Origin of the sequence: Meiothermus ruber DSM 1279 (assembly GCF_000024425.1) — a bacterium.
In the GTDB taxonomy this organism is placed as follows: Bacteria; Deinococcota; Deinococci; order Deinococcales; family Thermaceae; genus Meiothermus; species Meiothermus ruber.
Window position 1 is genome coordinate 715,131 of sequence record NC_013946.1, and the last position, 17,722, is coordinate 732,852.

Annotated in this window: 8 protein-coding genes; all 8 read right to left on the bottom strand. The window is 67.1% G+C overall.

From position 1 onward, the window contains the following. Nucleotides 1-4: 4 nt before the first annotated feature. Nucleotides 5-1,780 (bottom strand): ribonuclease Y, encoded by a 1,776-nt coding sequence (gene rny, locus MRUB_RS03775; protein WP_013013029.1) that lies wholly within the window; start codon nucleotides 1,778-1,780, stop codon nucleotides 5-7. Nucleotides 1,781-2,116: 336 nt separating this feature from the next. Continuing rightward, nucleotides 2,117-3,166, bottom strand: coding sequence for a recombinase RecA (gene recA / locus MRUB_RS03780; protein ID WP_013013030.1), 1,050 nt, complete (start codon nucleotides 3,164-3,166; stop codon nucleotides 2,117-2,119). A gap of 25 nt (nucleotides 3,167-3,191) precedes the next feature. Continuing rightward, the gene (gene thpR, locus MRUB_RS03785; protein WP_013013031.1) at nucleotides 3,192-3,704 is read right to left on the bottom strand and encodes an RNA 2',3'-cyclic phosphodiesterase; all 513 of its coding nucleotides are present in this window, start codon (nucleotides 3,702-3,704) and stop codon (nucleotides 3,192-3,194) included. Beyond that, a complete protein-coding gene (locus tag MRUB_RS03790; RefSeq protein WP_013013032.1) occupies nucleotides 3,701-4,903 on the bottom strand; it encodes a CinA family nicotinamide mononucleotide deamidase-related protein in 1,203 nt (400 codons plus the stop codon). The genes thpR and MRUB_RS03790 overlap by 4 nt, the downstream gene beginning before the upstream one ends. Nucleotides 4,904-4,992: 89 nt before the next feature. Beyond that, complete coding sequence (ygfZ, locus tag MRUB_RS03795) at nucleotides 4,993-5,970, bottom strand: CAF17-like 4Fe-4S cluster assembly/insertion protein YgfZ (RefSeq protein WP_013013033.1); 978 nt, start codon at nucleotides 5,968-5,970, stop codon at nucleotides 4,993-4,995. Nucleotides 5,971-6,100: 130 nt separating this feature from the next. Further along, nucleotides 6,101-9,490, bottom strand: a complete 3,390-nt coding sequence (locus MRUB_RS03800; protein WP_013013034.1) for a DUF11 domain-containing protein — start codon at nucleotides 9,488-9,490, stop codon at nucleotides 6,101-6,103. Continuing rightward, nucleotides 9,487-15,072, bottom strand: a complete 5,586-nt coding sequence (locus tag MRUB_RS03805; RefSeq protein ID WP_013013035.1) for a VPLPA-CTERM sorting domain-containing protein — start codon at nucleotides 15,070-15,072, stop codon at nucleotides 9,487-9,489. Before MRUB_RS03805 ends, MRUB_RS03800 begins: the two co-directional genes overlap by 4 nt. Beyond that, nucleotides 15,072-17,711, bottom strand: coding sequence for a DUF11 domain-containing protein (locus tag MRUB_RS03810; protein WP_024049928.1), 2,640 nt, complete (start codon nucleotides 17,709-17,711; stop codon nucleotides 15,072-15,074). The genes MRUB_RS03805 and MRUB_RS03810 overlap by 1 nt, the downstream gene beginning before the upstream one ends. Nucleotides 17,712-17,722 lie beyond the last annotated feature (11 nt).

Genomic DNA, 17,722 nt, shown 5'->3' on the forward strand with positions numbered 1-17,722 from the left:
AGTTTCACTTCGCGTACTCCACGGCCCGGCTTTCCCGCACCACCGTGACCTGCACCTGACCGGGGTAGTTCATATCGCGCTCGATGCGCCCGGCAATCTCGCGGGCCAGCAGGGTGGCCTTGGCGTCGGAGATGCGGTCGGGTTTCACAATCACCCGCACCTCGCGCCCGGCCTGCACCGCGAAGGCGTTGTCCACGCCGGGGAACGACAGGGCGATGCGCTCGAGCTGCTCCAGGCGCTGGATGTACTCTTCCAGGCTCTCGCGGCGGGCGCCGGGACGGGCCGCGCTGATGGCATCGGCGGCGGCGGCCAGCACCGAGTAGAGGGTCTCGCCGTTTTCCGGGTCGTGGTGGTGGGCGATGGCGTCAATTACCTCTTTGGGCTCGCCGAAGCGGGTGGCCAGGGTAACGCCGATCTCCACGTGGGTGCCCTCGATCTCGCGATCCACCGACTTGCCCAGGTCGTGCAGCAGCCCGGCCCGGCGGCCCAGGGCGGCGTCCAGGCCCAGCTCGGCGGCCATGATGCCGGTCAGGTGGGCCACCTGCACCGAGTGCTTGAGCACGTTCTGGCCGTAGGAGGAGCGGAAGTGCAACCGGCCCAGCAACTGCACCAGGCCCGGCTTGAGGCCCACCACGCCCGCTTCCAGGGCGGCCTCCTCGCCGCGCTCGTAGATGAAGGTTTTCATCTCGTTTTTGGCCTTTTCCACCACCTCCTCGATGCGGCTGGGGTGGATGCGGCCGTCGGCCACGAGCTGCTCGAGGGCCATTCTGGCGATCTCGCGGCGCATGGGGTTGAAGCTGGAGAGCAGCACCGCCTCGGGGGTGTCGTCGATGATCAGATCCACCCCGGTAAGGGCCTCGAAGGTGCGGATATTGCGGCCCTCGCGCCCGATGATGCGGCCCTTCATGGCGTCGGAGGGGATGGGCACCACCGAGACGGCCAGGGCTGCGGCGGTCTCGGAAGCCTGGCGCTGGGCGGCCTGGGCCAACAGCTTCTGGGCCTCGCGCTTGACCTCGAGCCGGATGCGCTCGAGGTTGGCCTTGACCCGCAGGGCTTTTTCTTCCTCCAGTTCGGCGTCCAGGCGCGACAAAAGCAGGTTCTGGGCCTCCTCCCGGCTCATCCCGGCCACCTCCTGGAGCTTGAGGTCGATCTGCCGTTCGCGCTGGGCCAGCTCGGCCTGGCGGGCCTCGAGGGTCTTCTCCAGGGCGTCGAGCTTTTCCTCCTGCTCGTCGAGCTTGGCCGCGCGGGCGTCAAGCTGCTCGCCCCGCCTTGCCAGGCGCTCGGTCTCGCGCTTGAGCTCCTCCCGCTCAGCCCGGCTGGCCTGGAGGTCGGCCTGCAAGCGCTCACGTTCAGCCTGGATGGAGGCGCGCTCGCTCATCAGGGCCTCGCGTTCGGCCTGGAGGCTGGCCTGCAGGCGCTCGCGTTCCTCCCGGAGCTGCTGGCGCAGGCGCTCCTCACCTTGCTGACGGAGGCGCTCGAGCTCGACATGGGCGTTTTGCCGCAGGTTTTGTATCTCGGTCTGGGCGTTTTGCCGCAGGCTCTGGGCCTCCGCACGGGCGGCCTCGAGCAGGGCCTGGGCCTGATTCTGGGCCTGCTCGAGGGCGGTCTGGGCCTGGCGGCGGGCGGCTTCCAGGGTCTGCTGGGCCTCGCGGCGGGCGGCCTCGAGTTCGCTTTTGCTAACTTCGGTCTGGCGGTTGCTGCGCTGCAAAAGCACCACCACCACCACCGCCAGCACAACCACGATCAGGGTGAGTATCAAATCTAGGGGAGTAAAGGCCATCGGTACCTCCAAGGGTTGCATGGAGGTTCTCACAGTTTCTGATCGGCGTTTGGCTAAATACGTGTTCCAGTTTTCTTAGGCATACCCCTGTACTGAACGGCTCTTGAAAACAGCCCACGCACCAAGCGGGGTTGCTTTGAAAGACCCACCGCGCCCATCCCGCAGGGCCCAGCGGGGACCGTAATCAGACTGGCCCAAGTCCGACGCCAAACCAGAAGTAGACCATTACCAAGCTCTACAGCGCACCGCCCCCTGGCCCAAAGCGCCATCGGACGGATACTGAGCATCTGGGTTGCCTGGCCTTTCATACTGGGAGAACCCCACCTAGCAAGCAGTCTATACCTCGGCAGCCACAGCGGAAGACTCTTCGTCCTCTCCGGAGGGTGCCAATACCGATAGCTTACCAGCTTGGGCCAAAACTTTCTCGCGGATCTCCTGAACCAGCCGCGGCTCGCCCCTCAGGAACTCGGCGGCCTTCTCCTTGCCCTGGCCCAGCCGGGTGTCGCCATAGGAGAGCCAGGAACCCGATTTATCAATCACCTCGGTGGCGATGGCTACCGTCACCAGGTCGGCCAGGGGGTCAATGCCCTTGCCGAAGTACAGCTCGATCTCGTGCTCGCGGAAGGGCGGGGCCAGTTTGTTTTTGGTCACCTTGACCCGCACCCGGTTGCCCACCGCGTCGTTGCCCACCTTGATGGGCTGGCCCTGCTTGCGCACATCCAGCCGCACCGAGGCATAAAACTTGAGGGCCCGCCCGCCAGGGGTGGTCTCGGGGTTGCCGTACATCTGCCCCACCTTTTCCCGGATCTGGTTGATGAAGATGGCAGCGGTGTTGCTTTTGGAAAGCGCCGCCGTGAGCTTGCGCAGGGCCTGGCTCATCAGGCGGGCCTGGATGCCCACGAAGGCGTCGCCCATCTGCCCCTCGATCTCGGCCTGGGGCACCAGGGCCGCCACCGAGTCAATCACGATGACGTCTATCGCGCCGCTACGGGTGAGGAGCTCCACAATTTCCAGGGCCTGTTCGCCGGTGTCGGGCTGGGAGACCAGGAGGTCGTCGATGTTGACCCCCAGGCTTTTGGCGTAGATGGGGTCGAGGGCGTGCTCGGCGTCCACGAAAGCCGCCACCCCCCCGGCCTGCTGGGCCTGGGCGATGATGGAGAGGGCCAGGGTGGTTTTGCCGCCCGATTCGGGGCCGTAGATCTCGATGATCCGCCCTTTGGGAATTCCCCCGATGCCCAGGGCCATATCCAGGCCCAGGCTGCCGGTGGGAATGACGTCCACCTGCTGTCTGGGGGCCTCGCCCAGGCGCATGACAGCCCCTTTGCCGAACTGCTTCTCGATGGATTTCAGGGCTCCTTCCAGCGCTTTTTGCTTGTCTTTATCCATACACACTCCTACGACCAGAGGCTATTCAACGTAGTGGAAACTGCTCCAAAACACGGTACTGCGAACCTGAGCGCTCCAGCTTGGACTCTACCAAGCATACCGCTTGAACCGGGAAGCGGATATTCATCACCAGGGGCCCCACGCGGGGGGCTGGGCCTTTTTTGCGGGCCAGGGTCAGGTGGGGCTTGAAGGGGGCCGCCTCGATGTCCGGCAGGGCTTGCTGCAGTCCCTGGGCCAGGGCCTCGAGCCCCTCCCCGCTGGCCTTGACGAACCAGACCCGGGGCCCACCGGTGGGGGGAAAGTAGCCGGTTCCACCCAAGGTCACCTCAAAAGCTTTGACGCGGGAGGCCACCTCGCGCCCGATGCGGCGGAACTCCGGCAGGCGTTCCGGGGGCTGCTCCCCCAAAAAGAGCAGGGTGATGTGAAGCTGGTGGGGGGGGCTGGGCTTCCAGCCCCGGTAGCTGCGCACTCGAGCCTGGGCTTCGGCGAGGGTGGCCTGCACCTCGCGGGGGGGGAAGATGGCATAAAAAAGCCTCATCGTAGCTCACTCACCAGAAAAGCCAGGGCCGCGTGGGCTGCGCGCTGGCGTATCATTTCACGGCTGGCCCCCGGCAGCCGGAAGTGCCGGGAGCGAACCCCCTCGGGGCCGGCCAGGCCCACGAACAGGGTGCCCACCGGCTGGCCCTCCAGGGTTTCGGGGCCGGCCACGCCGGTGGTGGAGAGGCCGTAGGTGGCCCCCAGCAGGCCGCGGGCTGCCACGGCCATGGCCTCGGCAAAGGCCGCCGAGACCACCCCGTGCTGGGCTGCGACCTCGAGGGGGATGGGGAGCTGGGACTTGGCCTCCAGGCTATAGGAGACCAGCCCCCCCAGGTAGTTTCTGGAAGCGCCCGGTATCCCGGTCAGGAGCGCCCCCAGCACCCCCCCGGTCATGGACTCGAGGGTGGCCAGGGTGGCTTTTCGGCCTTCCAATAGCTGCAGGGCCAGCGCCGGGAGGGTATCGCCCTCCTGGCCCCAGACCGCCTCGCCCAGCAGGGGCCGGATCTGCGCGGCCAGCGCCTCGACCGGGCCGGGCTCCCCCCGCACCACCACCGCCACCCCGTCCATCTTGGCGTAGGTGCCCACCTCCACCGCCCCGTTGCGCTGGAACAGATCGCCCAGCAGCTCCACAATGCGCGACTCGCCCAGGCCAAAGGTTTTGAAGGCCACCTGCCGGTAGGGTTTTGCTGGCAGCCCCAGCCTGGGCAGCAGCTCGGCCCACATCGGGCGCCACTCGGCGGGCGGGCCGGGCAAGGAGACCAGGTCTTTACCTTCCCGGTGCACCCACCAGCCGGGCGCGGTGCCGCGGGGGTTGGCGATCCAGGTGGCCGAAGGAATCTTAAGGGCCTGCTTGCGGTTGGCCTGGGGCATCTTCCAGCCCCGATCCGCAAAAATGCCCTCCAGCCAGGCCAGCACCTGGGGGTCAATTTCCATGCGCTCGCCCAGGGCCGCTGCGATGGCCTCGCGGGTGATGTCGTCGGGGGTGGGGCCCAGCCCGCCCGAGAGCACCACCAGTCGGGCCTTCTGCCAGGCCTCGCGCACGGCCTCGGTCAGGGCCTCGAGGTGGTCGGCCACCCGCAGGGTGCGGCGGATCTCGAGGGCATAGGGCTGGAGGCTAACGGCAATTTCGGCGGTGTTGGTGTCCACCGTTTCGCCGTATAGCAGCTCATCCCCCACGCCGATTATTTCTGCTAAAAACATAATAACTCCTATACGTTACAACATCTTATTAAAAACGTCAAAGGCCCGCATCTTCATCATACGGGCTGGCCTCGAGGCCGCGAACGCTTTTACGGCATGGGCAGGCCTGAAACAGTGGCCGACCAACCCTCGACGTGTACCTGGTCGCCGGGGGCCAGCTCCTTGCGCAGCAGGGCCAGTGCGATGGCCCCAAGCCGGGGCGACTCCACGGCGGTGCCCACCCTGCCGACGCGCTTGCCCTCGCGGAAGATTTCGGCTCCACTGGGGAGTTCCTTCTGACCCAAAAGCCCCATGAGCTGGTAGCGGGTGTTGCCCCGGGCCTCGAGCCGGGCCATAATTTCCTGGCCCAGATAGCAGCCTTTCTTATAGCTCACCCGGCCCTCCAGCCCCGCTTCCTGGGGCAGCTCACCCAGGGCCTCGGGCAGGTCGGGGATGCCGCGCTCGACCCGCCAGATGTGCCAGGCCTGGTGTCCTACCGGACTGGCCCCGGCCTCTAGCAGCCGCTGGGCCAGTTGGTAGGCCTGGCTGGCGGGCACCAGGAACCACAGGCCGAATTCGTCGCGCGCCAGCACCAGGTGTGGGGTCTTGACGAGGCCCCAGCGCGGGGGGAGGGCGGTGAGCTGCTGGGCTACCGCCTCGGCACCCGGGCCGTGCAGGCGCAGCAATGACCAGGGCAGCGCTTCGATCTCGACCTGGTCGAACACAATAAACTTGCGAAAGCGCTCGGCCAGGGCCCTGGCGCTGGGGGAGCTAACCCAGAAGGAGTTGCCCAGGTTGAACACCAGGCCCAGGTGCTCGATCTGGCCTCGAGCGCTCAGAAAGAGGGTCTCGAGCCAGCTATCCGGCAACATTGCGCGGATATTGGAGGTGCACTGGTTGTGCAGGAACTCGGTTCCATCGGGCCCTCTAAGCTCCAACAGACCATGATTGGAGAAGTCCAGCAGGGCTGCGCCTTGCTGGAGGGCCTCGAGCTCGGCCTCCACATTACCGTAGTGCCACGGGATTTGAAATTCATCCTGGGTGCGCCAGGTAACCTTCAACGATTCGTGTAGGTCTTGTAACACCACGATACCAGTCTAAAACCAGACCCATCGGAGCCTTTGGAGTGAGGGTTAGGTTTCACCACGTACCCGGCCGATGATTTTCCCTCATCCTGGGCTAAAAGCACACGGTTTGCCATAAAGGGCCCGGGGGTGCTCAGTTCACCTGCACCCGGTACACGAAATACCCTCCCTGACCAGGCAGCAAGGCCGGGGCGCTACCCCCGCCGGGCTGGGGAGCGGTGGGAAGGGTGCAGAGTGCGGCCAGGTTCAGGCTGATGCTGTTGGTGTTGCCCAGGTCGGGCCGCACCACCGCGCCGTTTGGACAGACCAGCTCCACCTCGCCGGTGCCGCCGTAGGCGTTCTGCACCAGGGTGCTGAAGAAGGGGATGGGGTCGTAGAGCACCACGTTGAAGATGGGCTGGCTGCCGATGTTCTGATACTGGATGCGGTACTCCAGCACCTCGCCGGGGCGGCCCTGGGCGCTGGCCGCAAAAGCGGTGTTCTGGCTTACGTTGCGCACCTGCTTTTCCAGCCGCAGCTCGCCGCCGCGGATAACGGTGGTGGCATCGGTCAGGCCGCGGGTTTCCTGAACGGCCGGGTTGTTGCTCCAGGCCAGGCTGGCGCTGAGGCTGGCGATATCCACCTGGCCGGCGCTCACCCCTGCGGGCACCAGCACCTGCACCTCGAGGGCGCAGGCCGCCAGGCTGCCGTCCGGCTCCCGCGGCCAGCTAGAACCCACGCTAAAGCTCTGCGGTAGTCCCTGGAAACCCTCGCCGGCGTCGTCGAAGTCGCCGTCGCAGTTCACATCGCGGCGGAGCTGGTAGCCAAACTGCGGGGTGTTGACCAGGGCCAGGCTGACCGTGCCCAGGCTGCCGGGCTTGAACTGGTGCAGGTAGCGCACCACCCCGGGGCTGGTGGTCTGGCCCGACTGGTCGGGCCGGAAGAGCGAACTGCGCACCACCCCAAAGTTGCGGGTAAGGCTGGAGCCGGCCAGGCTGCTGGCCGAACCCAGGCTGACCACGGCACCAGCGGAGGTGGGGCCTGTGGCGTCGGCCCAGCTTCCCACCAGGGTGGCGGTGCTGCCGTTGTTCCAGCCGGTGGCCGGGCGCAGGGGGTGGGAGAGGCTGACGCTGCTCCAACTGGCGGGTACATACAGGTAGTAAAAGCCGTTGCCATCGGTGCTGGTCGTGCGACTAGAGGTACCGTCGCTGGCCGTGATCACCACACCGCCCACGCTGCGCTCCTGGCCATCCTGCAGGGCATTGTTGGCGGTGCCGCCGCTCTCGCCATCGTCGTAGAAGACCCGGCCCTCTACCCTGAACCCCCGGAAGAGGCCGAAGTCCTGGTTCAGAAGGTTGCTGGAGGTCATGGTGATGGCCCGGCTTCCAGTGGCAGGGTTGATCAAAAGCCAGCCAGTGGGGGCGGTGGGGGTGGTATCGGCGGTGCTGTTGTTGTTGTCCAGCACCAGGGTGTAGCTGCCGGGAACGACGCCGCTAAAGGTGTAGCTGCCGGTTCCGGGGTTCACGGTCTGGACGGCCACCACCGTGCTGCCCTGTACCAGCTTCACGTAGACTGTAACCCCGTCCGACCAGTCCTCGCCGTTCCTGGCCCCGTTGGGTTCGCGGTCGTGGTAAATCTGGCCGGAGATGTCGAGGCCCACCACGGTTAGCACCGCGCTGGCTGGGCTCTGGTTGCTGCCGTAATTGGTCTGGAGGGTGCCGGCGGCCAGGGTGTTGGTGTAGCTCCCTGGTGTGCTGGCGGTTACATTTACGCTAACGGTGCAGCTCCCGTTGGCCGGAATCTGGGCTCCGGCGGCCAGGGTTAGGCTGCCGCTGCCGGGCGTGGCGCTCAGGCTGCCGCTGGGGCAGGTGGTGCTGGCGTTGGTTGGGCTGGCTATCACCACCCCAGCGGGCAGGTTATCCACCAGGGCCGCGCTCAGGGTGGCGGTGGTGGGGTTGGGGTTGCTGAGGGTCAGGGTCAGGGTGCTGCTGCCGCCAGCCTGGATGCTGGCCGGGGCGAAGGCTTTACTCAGGGTGGGGGGATTGGAGACCTGGCTGTTGGCCGAGGTGCTGGCGCTCTGGCTGAAGCTGGTGCCCAGGGTCTGGCTGTTGTAGTTGATCTGGGCGGTGTTGGTGATGGTTTGCCCGCCGGCGCTGGGCAGCACCTGTACCCGGAAGCGCACGCTGGCACCCTGAGTCGGTAGGATGAGCCCGCCACTCGTGGCGTTGGCCCCGGTGCCCAGGCGGAAAACCACCCGGTTGTTGGCGCTATCAAACTCGGCGATGTCGTCGCCGGCGGCATCGGTAAAGGAGCCGGTGGGGGCACCGATGGCGTTGGTGAGTACCTGCAGGCTTCCCGGTACGTACTGGGTGCCAGCAGGGATGGGGTCGCGCACGACCACATTGGTGGCCCCATCCAGGCCGGTGTTGGAAAAACTCAGGGTGTACTCGAGGATATCGCCCACCACCAGGTTGCCCCCGTTGATGTCCTGTCCGGTTTTGCTGAAAGAACTGGTGAGATCGGGAAGGTAGACCTGGGTGGCAAAGGTCAGCACGGTGGGGAAGTAGACGTCTTGAGAGGAGGTGAACTGAATGGTTGCTGAAGTGGCTCCATTGGGAATGCGACCCGTGGCGTCCACCAGGTCTACGTCCACCGCCATCTGGTTGAGATAGTTGGGGTTTTTGGCGGTGAAACGGGTACCGAGCTGCGACACAGAGCTGTTGAAGAAGTTGTCGCTAGGGTTTTGTGCATCGCTAAGCGCTACCTCATTTAGCACCAATTGGTCACCTGTGATGCCCCCATCCCCCTCAAAAGCCACCGCTCCCAGATAGGCGGTAAAGGAGCCTGTGTAGGGGGTCAGGAAGCCGCTGGGGGTGATGGTGACGTTGTTGCCGTTGCTTACCGAGGCCAGACCATCGTAGATCGTGAGGTTGCGGAGGGGCTCGCTGGATAGCCGGTAGACCACCACCAGCGACCAGCCGGCGTAGAAGCCCAGACTATCGTTTCCGGTGGCGGCCAGGATACCCCCTACCCAGTAGGGGCCGCTGCCGCTGGTTTGAACGAGGCTGGTTACGTCGGCAAAGGCGGTGTAAGGGCGGGTGGTATCGGTGCCCTGGTTTGTGATGGTGCCAAGGAGGGTGCCGGTGAGGGATTGGTAGGCTGAAGCCCCAGGGGGCTTGATGGAAATCTGGTTGCGCCCCGAGGTGCTGGGGTCGACCCGCGCCCCCCAGTAGAGCCCGGCCCACAGCACCTGGGCCCCGGTGGGGAGGGAGAGGGTTGCGCTGCTGCTTCCCCCACGGCCCGAGGGCCAGGTAGGGTTGGCCGGGTCGGCGTTGATGAAGATCATGTTTTGGTTGTTGTTGGCATTGGGGTTGTTCATTTGGGTTGTGTTACAAGTACCCATGCTTACAGCGCACATCAGGGTGTTGCCCACCAGGGTGATATTGCCGTTGGTGGTGTTTTGGTAGCGGATGCTAAATGAGGTCACCACCTGGGCCTGGGCCAGACCCAGCAAGAGCAGCATGAAAAACAGCGCGCGTTTCATCGGCTACCTCCCAGGAAGTCGAGGCGCAGGTAGAAGCCGGGGGCGGTGTCGGGGGTGAGGCCGCTGAAGCCGCCGAAGGTGTAGCCCGCGTTGAGCCACAGGCCCTCTACGACCCGGAAGCTGGCCTCGAGCGAGAAGGCAGTGGCGCTGGTCTGGGTGCCCGGCTGGAACTGGTAGTAGGCAGCGGCCCCCAGGCCCAGCCAGTCGGTGAAGTAGTAGTTGCCGCCCAGGCCGAGCTGGTAGGTGTGGCCGGCGGGGTCGTCGAGCTTGAGGCGGTAGGCGGCGCTGGGGCGGAGCTGGAGGCTTGGGCTGGGGTGGTAGCTGGCGGCCAGGGCCCCCTCGAGGACAAGCTCACCCACGGTGCTCAGGCGGTGGTAGGTGAGCACAGAAGCCTCGCGCCCGCGCAGGGCGTAGGCCAGGGTGAAGCGGCCCTCGGCGGTGGGTACGATCTGGTAGTTGGCATCCAGCGAGAGGGTCTGCTGCTCGTCGAGCTGCCCGCTGGCCCCGGCCCGCAACACCACCTTGGGCTGGCCGGCGCTCCAGGCGGTCTCGGCCCCCAGGGTGGCGGTGAAGCCCTGGGCCTGGTAGCGCAGGGCCAGGCCAAAGGCACTCTGGTCGGCGCCGCTGGTGAGGCTGCGCTCGTAGCCGGCGCTGGCGTTCAGGCTCCAGTTTTCGGACAGGGGGAGCGGGGCCTCCAGGCCAAAGCGGGCCCGGTTGCCCTCGCCCGCCGCGCCCGGCAGTTGGTAGGCCAGCGAGAGGTTGGCCCCGGCCAGTTGTTGCTTGAGGCCCACCACGCCGCTAAAGCCCAGGCCCCAGGTCTGCACCAGGTCGGCCTCGGCGGTGAGGTTGGCATCGAAGGCGTAGCTGCTGCGGAGGCGGGTGGAGGCGCTCTGGCTCAGGCTGAAGGGCTGGGCGTGGGTCAGTTCGGTGCTGAGCGGGCCGCTCTTGAAGCCCAGCCGCCCCAGGCTGGCCCAGGCCGCTTCCTCCCAGGTGTAGCCCAGCCCGCCCCCCACCGAGAAGCTGGGGGAGAGGCGGCGGGTGTAGAGCAGGCCGGTGCGGTTGTTGCTGCCGGTCTGGTGCTCGAGGCTGAGCTGGTCGGCCTCGCTCAGGTTGTAGGCCACCTGGGCCTGGCCCTGCAGCTTGCCCTCGTAGAAGAGGTTGGCGCTCGACTCGAGGGGGCCCTGTTTACCGGAGACCTCGAGGCCGTAGCGCTCGGCGCTGCCCCGGCTGTAGCTCACCTTTACGCCAAAGCCGGGTAGCTGGTAAGCGGCCTCGGCCCCGTAATGCCAGCCCTGGGCGGGCAGGTAGGCTGCGCCCAGCCCAATGCTGAAATCGCCCAGCTTCCAGCGGGCCCCGGCCCCGTAGCCCAGCGCGCGGTGGCCGCCCTGGGGGGCGTAGGTGACCTCGAGCAGAACCGGCTGGAAGTCGGGGTCGCTGGGCCAGAGCGGACGGCTGAGGGTGAGGAGGCCGGTATCGGCGTCCAGCACGTAGTCTTTGAGGCGCTCGAGGCGGCTCTGGCTGGAACCCACCCAGAGCACCACCTGTTCGCTGCCGGGCTCGGCTGGGCCGCTTAGCCTATAAAAGCGGGTGCCGTCGGGCACGATGCGCTCGCTTCTGCTGCCGGCGGGTAGGTAGCCCACGAAGCCCTGCAGGGCCAGCTCGCCACCCGGTGCACTGGCGGAGCCCGTCCCGAGAGGGGATCGTCCGCGGGTTTCCAGGCGCAAAGCGGTGCCCTGGGGCAGCCCGTCCAGGCCAAACACCCCCAGCTTGTCAGCGTAGTAGCCCAGGCTGAAGGCCTCCTGGTCGTAGCGCAGAGCAAAAGGCTCATCCGAGCGCAGGGGCAGGGTGGCCTCTTGGCCGCTGCCGGTGAGAGGGAAGCGCCCGGTGGGGTCGGGCTGGTCGCGCAGGCCGGTTTGCAGCCGGGGCTGGCCCGCCTCAAAGCGCAGCGAGCCGTCCAGCGCGCCTTGCAGGAGGCCCGGGCCCAGGGGGCTTTCCAGGTAGCCCCGGCCCAGCCCAAATACCTGAAGGCTATCCCCAAGGCGCACCCCCAGGCTCCCCTGAAGCTGCCACAGGGTGCTCTGGCGGCCCAGTACGAAGAACTCGGCCTGTGTTTGCAGCTCCCCGGTCGCCAGCCGCAGGCGCAGGGGGGTGGGGGTGGCGGTGGGCTTCAGGTAGAGCCGGGCCACTCCATCCTTTAGCAGCACCTGATACCCCGAGAGCAGGGGGAAGGCGTCTTCCTCCAGGGGCTCCTGGGAGGCTTCTACGGTGAGGGGGCCGAAGCCCGAGGCCAGGCCCAGCGCATCCACCGCCCGCACCTCCAGCTCCAGCGGGGTGCGGCCATCGGCCAGCAGGCGCAGCGGACGTACCTCCAGCCGCACGGGGTTACCGGCCAGGAAGACCTCCACCCGATCCGAGCCCAGAGGGGTCTGCACCTCGATCAGGTTGCGGCCTGGCTGGAGCGGCAGGCCGTAGTACTCCAGGCGCTGGAGGCCGAGGGCGCTGTCGTAGGTGGCCTGGCCCAGGAACCTGGAGTCTATGGGGCTTCCGTTCACGCTCAGGCGGGTCTCGAGGCCGTTGGGGGTTTGCAGCACCACCCGGGCTTTATCGCTGCGGAACACGCTGCCGGGCAGGGGCTCCTGGATGAAGCCGTCGCGGGTATTAACCACGATGGGCTGGGCTTTTTCCAGGTCGGCCAGGCGCTGCTGGCCCTGCAGGTAGACCTCCCGGTCGCCTACCTGCGCGGTCAGGGTGGGTTCGGGTATGGGGCCCAGGGCCTCGCGGTGACGGAGCTGGTAGGTGAGCTGGCCCTGGCGCTGGTAAGGCAGCTCGAAGTAGAGGCGGCCCTTCTCGTCTTGGCGGGGGTCGGGGAGGGGGCGGCCATCCAGCCGGGCCGAACCGGGCTCATAAGCGCTCTGGGCAGGGGGCAGGTGGGTGAGTAGCAGGCGCTCGAAGGGGGCGCTGCCCTTTACCGCAAAGTCCAGGGTGACGGTGGAAAGCCGCCGGGGCTCGAGGATGGGCAGGGCCAGCAGGGTGGCCCTGGCCGGGAGGGAGGCTGGGGTGCTGCCCACAAAGGCCGTGACCTGGTTGTCGAGCGGGCCAACCCGTTCGGCCTGGGCCTCCAGCTTAAGCTCGCGCACCTCGCCGGGCTGTAGCCTGAATTCCAGGCTTTCCGGCAGGGTCATCCGTAGGCCCTCGGCGGGCGACTCCTGCAGGCGCAGGTTGAGCGGGTGATCGGTGGGGTTGCCAACCCGGACGGTAAAAAGGCCCGAACCGCCCACCAGCACCCGGCCCGGCTCGACGCTTTTCTCGAGCTGCACCAGCACCCGCTGGAGGGTGTCGGGCGCGCTGGGGTGGCCGCCGTTGGAGGTGAGCTGGGCCAGGAACGGGCCCTCGGCCGCCGGGCCGAAGCGCACCCGGGCGGTGTAGGAGTGGGTGGCGCTGGCCCCGGGGGCCAGTTCGCCGCTAAAGACTGGGGTCTGCGCCACCTCGAGCCACTCGGGGTAGCTGTCGCGCAGCTCGTAGCGCAGGGGGGCCTGGCCGGTGTTGCGCACCACCAGGCGCACCTCTACTTCCTCCCCCGGCACCACCCGGCGCTTGTCCAGCGTGCGCGAGAGCTCGGCCACCGGGCGCAGCACCCGCACCTCGGCCTGGGCTTCGCGGAGGGGTTGATTGCTTTCGCTGAGCAGGCGGGCGGTGTTGATCACCACCGCAGGGGCCTCGGCGGTTACGCGGGCCTGCACCTCGAGCACGCGTTTGGCTCCGGCCGGAAGCTCGAGCACCTCGTCGAGGGTGGGGCCCTGCAGTCCTTGGGTCAGGCTGTCCTGGAGGCGCACCCGGCCCGCCTCGTCGCCGGTGTTCTGCACCCGCAGGCGGTACACCACCGTACCGCCCACCGGGGCCGTGGGTGATAGGGCCTCCTTCTGCAAGGTGAAGGTGGCTGGTTGGATGATTCTCAGCTGGGCGCTGGTTTTCTGGCCCCAGGGGCTCAGGGTGGCCCCAACCTGGGGCTCGCCTCTGCACAGGGCCCTGGCCCGTACCTGCAACACGGCCTCGCGGCCCTGGGCGATGGGGGCCGCCAGGCGGGGGGTCTCGAGGGCTTCCAGGCAGGGGGGCAGTTCAAGCTCGAGGTCGGCGGGCAGCAGGCGCGGGAAGGCGGTGCGGGCCCGGGCGGTTAGAAGGGTTTCCTCCCCCACGCGTAGCGTAGTGGGAGCGGCTTCCAGGGTGAGCTGGACTTCTGGGTAGACCCTGAAGCGCACCGTCTGGTGCTGGCCGTTTGTTAGCGTGACGGCCTGGGGCCCCTCGATCCGGGCCCCGCCCAGTTGGGGCGCGAGGGAATGGGTGCCCGGCGCCAGGCTCAGGCGGGCCCGGCCCTGCTCCAGCACCACGGGCTGATCGTTTACCGTGAGGGGTAGGTCGAAGGGCTGTTCGCCTTCCGGCAGCACCAGCACCGCCTCGATTTCCAGGGTGGACGCGGGTGGGGCCGGCGCCGGTTTTTCCACCACATAGCGCACCAGGCCGCCTGCACAGCCGAAGCGGGCGGTCTGGGCATCCAGGGCCTCCCCGCCTTCCACCTCCATCCGCAACAGCCGGTAGCCCTCGGGCAGGGCCGGCAGCCGGAGGGTGCGGACTTTGTCGCCCTCCACGGCAGGGGTGATATCGAGCGGCTGGCCGCTGCTGTCCTGCACCAAGGCCTGCACCGGGCGCGGGGGTATCACCCGGAAGGCTGCCGGCTCCACCTCCATACAAGCATCCACCCGGAAGCCGATGGTGTTGGAGTACTGGGTGGCAGTCTTGGGCTGGCGGAAGCCGAAGGTGATCAGGCCGGGCTGTCGAATCTCGTAGTAGGCCCAGCTCCGGTCGCCGGAGACAGGGCGGCGCTCCTGGGTTCCGTCGGGCAGGCGCACCCGGCCCTCCATCTCCTTTGCGCCGTCCTCGTCGTAGAAGCCCACGCGCAAGGGCAGCACCTCGGGGCTCACGTTGAGCACGAAGGGCTCGAGCCAGTCCTGCCCCCGGATGGTGGCTACCGAGAGCGGGTTCACTGCCTGAAAAGGCCGCACATCGTAGAGCTGCAAGGTGGGGTCAATCAGCAGCTCAGCGGCCCCCGGCACGCTGGTCTGGATGCGGTAGCGGAAGGCGTTTTTGCCCAGCCCGACCAGTCGGCTCTTGAGCAGGTAGACCCCTGGCTCCACCTGTCCCCGGAAGAACAGCACCCAGCGGTGGGGCTCCACGCTAAAGTTCTCCTGGGCCAGCACCTTTCCGTCCCGGATCAGCACAAACTCGGCCAGCATCTGACCCCGCCCCTTGTCGTAGCGTTCGTCGCCCAGCTCCTCCTGGCCCTTGAGGGCCCGGCGGTAATCGGTGGGGTCGAAGCCGGGGGAGTAGATCTGCAGGTTCAGGATGGTGGGTTTGTGCACCACCACGCTTGAGCGCAGCTCCTGGATTTCCCAGCCCAGCGCATCCCCCGGCACGATGCCCTTGAGGTCGGTGCGGACCTGGCCCAGCGCTGCCGAAGAAAGCAAGAAGACAAGTGAGCAAAGCCCGCGCCAAGCCAGCGCCAGGGTGTGGGGGGTTCTTCCGAACATCACGGATACCTCCAGCGCACCTGTGGATCGGTCAGTTGAGGGGCCCGGGGGCTGTCCAGGTCGTAGGTCAGGGTCTGGCGGCCCTGGAACAGCGCAAACTGGAAGACCCGCTCACCGCCGCCGGGGAGGGGGTCGGTGAGGGTCAGGTCGGTGAGGGGCTCGGCGGATTCCAGTACCAGCACCACCCGGACTCCAGCGGGGAGCGGCAGCAGCTTTTTGTGCAGGGTGAGCGGCCCGAATTCCAGGGTGGTTTCGCGCTGGGCGTGGGCCAGACCCGCGGGGCGCTCGAGGGGGAAGTCGCTCACGGTCAGGCCCTCCACCCGCACCCGGTGGCGGTAACCCGCCCCCTGGGCCTCGGGGTGGGGGAGGGGCGGGAAGGGGGCCGAGGCCGGCTCGAGCATCACCTCCCACACCCCACCCGTCAGGTTGCGGAAGCTGTAGCGGCCTTCGGCATCGGTCAGGGCCTGCCAGCCGTTGCTGAGGATAACCCGGGCCCCCGGCAGCGGCACATCCAGGCCGGCGGTGTACAGGCCGTCGCGGTTGGTATCCAGGAAGACCCGGCCCATCAGCAGGTGGGGTGCGGCCAGCACGCCCTGCTCGACCTGTACCGCAGCCGAGGCCACCGCGCTGGCTACCGCGGTTCCGCTTGCGCTGTCCCCGGTGGCCTGCACGGTATTTTTCAGTTCGCTACCGGCTCCCGCCAGCACCCGCATACGGTAGCGGATCTCCATCCGCTCCCCTGGGGCCAGGGTGAGGTTTTCCCAGATGAGGCGGCTGTTTTGCAGAACGGGTTCGGCGGGGCTGGCGCTGCCGGCATGGTATTGCAGGTGGGGGTCGGGGGTGTCCTCGAGGCGCACCGTGAGGGGAACCTGCCCCACATTGGCCACGGTCAGGGTATAGGTGAGCAGGTCACCCACCCTGACCTTTCTGGGCTCCACCCGCTTTTCCAGAAGCAGGGCCGCCGCCTGCACCCGCAAGGTGACGCTATTGGAAACCAATGGGTTGCCAATCTCGGCAGAACGCAGGCTGAAGCGGTTCACGATGGTCACATTGTCGGGCGCAGCGGTGCTAACCCGCACCCGCAGGCGCAGGGTAAGGGTGCTCCGGGCTGCCAGCGTCAGGTTCCAGCGCACGGTGCGGGTTCCGGGGTCGAAGACCCCCCCGTCGGAGGCCGAGAGGAACTCGAGGTGGGCATCCAGGGTGTCTTCAATTTGCACGTTGGAGATGGTCAGGGGCAGCGGGTTCTCGACCTGCAGGGTGTATTCCACCCCCTGCCCAGGACTCGCGGTGGGCCCGCTCGAGCTGCTTTTGAACAGGACGATCTGAGAAAGATCCCAGACCTGCGCAACGCGGTCCACGGTGGGGTCGGCGTTGCCGGTGCTCCCCGAACGGGCCAGCAGGCTGAACTCAAAGGCGGGCGTACCGGGGGGCAGGGCCGATACACAGGCCTGGAAGTCCAGGCTGTGGCCCGCGGCCAGGGTGATGGGGGTGGGCAGGCTGCCTCCGCCCATGGTGCGGTAGGTCAGGTTCACACCGCTGGGCAGCCCAAGGGCCTCCAGGGTGTAGGTGTCGGGGGCGTTGCCGCTGTTGAGCAGGGTATGGCTAAAGCAGTAGGGCTGCCCGGCCAGCACCTCGGCCTCCTGCCGGTCGGCGGTGCCCGCGGCCTGCGGGTTGCCGATGGGCCCCAGGGCGTGGGCGTACTCGGCGGCAATTTGCAGGGAAGCCTGGGTCTGGGCGCTGCCCTCGCTTGAGCTGACCTGGGCCAGGTTAACCCGCTCGCCCGGCGCAGCATCGGCGGCCACCTGCATCCGGAAGCTAAAGATGGCCTCCTCCCCGACCTCGAGGCCGTCCAGCACCAGCCGGATACCCCGCACGAGGGTGGGCTCGAGGCTGCCCCAGTTGGCCCCATCGAAGTACTCCAGGCGGCCTTTGACCGTACTTGCAGAGCCGGCCAGATACGCCAGGCCATTCAGTCCGGGTATATCCAGACGATCTTCCACATAAACTGGGCCCATAGCGCGCGCGCTGCCCAGGTTCTGTACCCGCAGGGTGAAACCCACGGTCTGGTTTTGTCGAACTGGATTCGCATCCACCGACTTGACCAGGCTCAAAGCCGGCCCGCTGCCGATGCGAATAGAGCTAAAGTTATCCTCATCGCGCGTACCATCGGGGCAGGTAGCCACGGGGCTAATCAAAAGCTCGCCGCTGGCCGAGGGTGGGGTCTGTACGGCCAGAATCAGATGGGCTTCCTGGCCCATATCCAGGCTGAGGCTGCTGACCTCCGGCTCGCCGGGGTCGAGCTGGGCGTTGGCATTGGTGTCCAGATAAAAACGCACGGCGCTGGGTGTCCAGGAGGCCCCATTTTGCAACCAGCTCAGGTTGAACAGAAAACTTTGATTTCCACTGTTTTGCAGGCGATAGCTAAAATAGGCGGTTCCACCGGCTGGAGCAGTGGTGCGCTGGCCGGGGCTGGCAAGACTCCCATTGGGGGTCATGGCCGGAACGCACACCGCCTGTACCCGGGTTTCCACCTCGTTGGATAGATATATCTGGCCGTTTACAATGGCTGCAGCCTGGTTGCGAATTACCGTCCCGGCGGGTGCAGCCCAGGCCAGGTGAAGCCAAAACAAGGCCCACACCAGAACTGCCC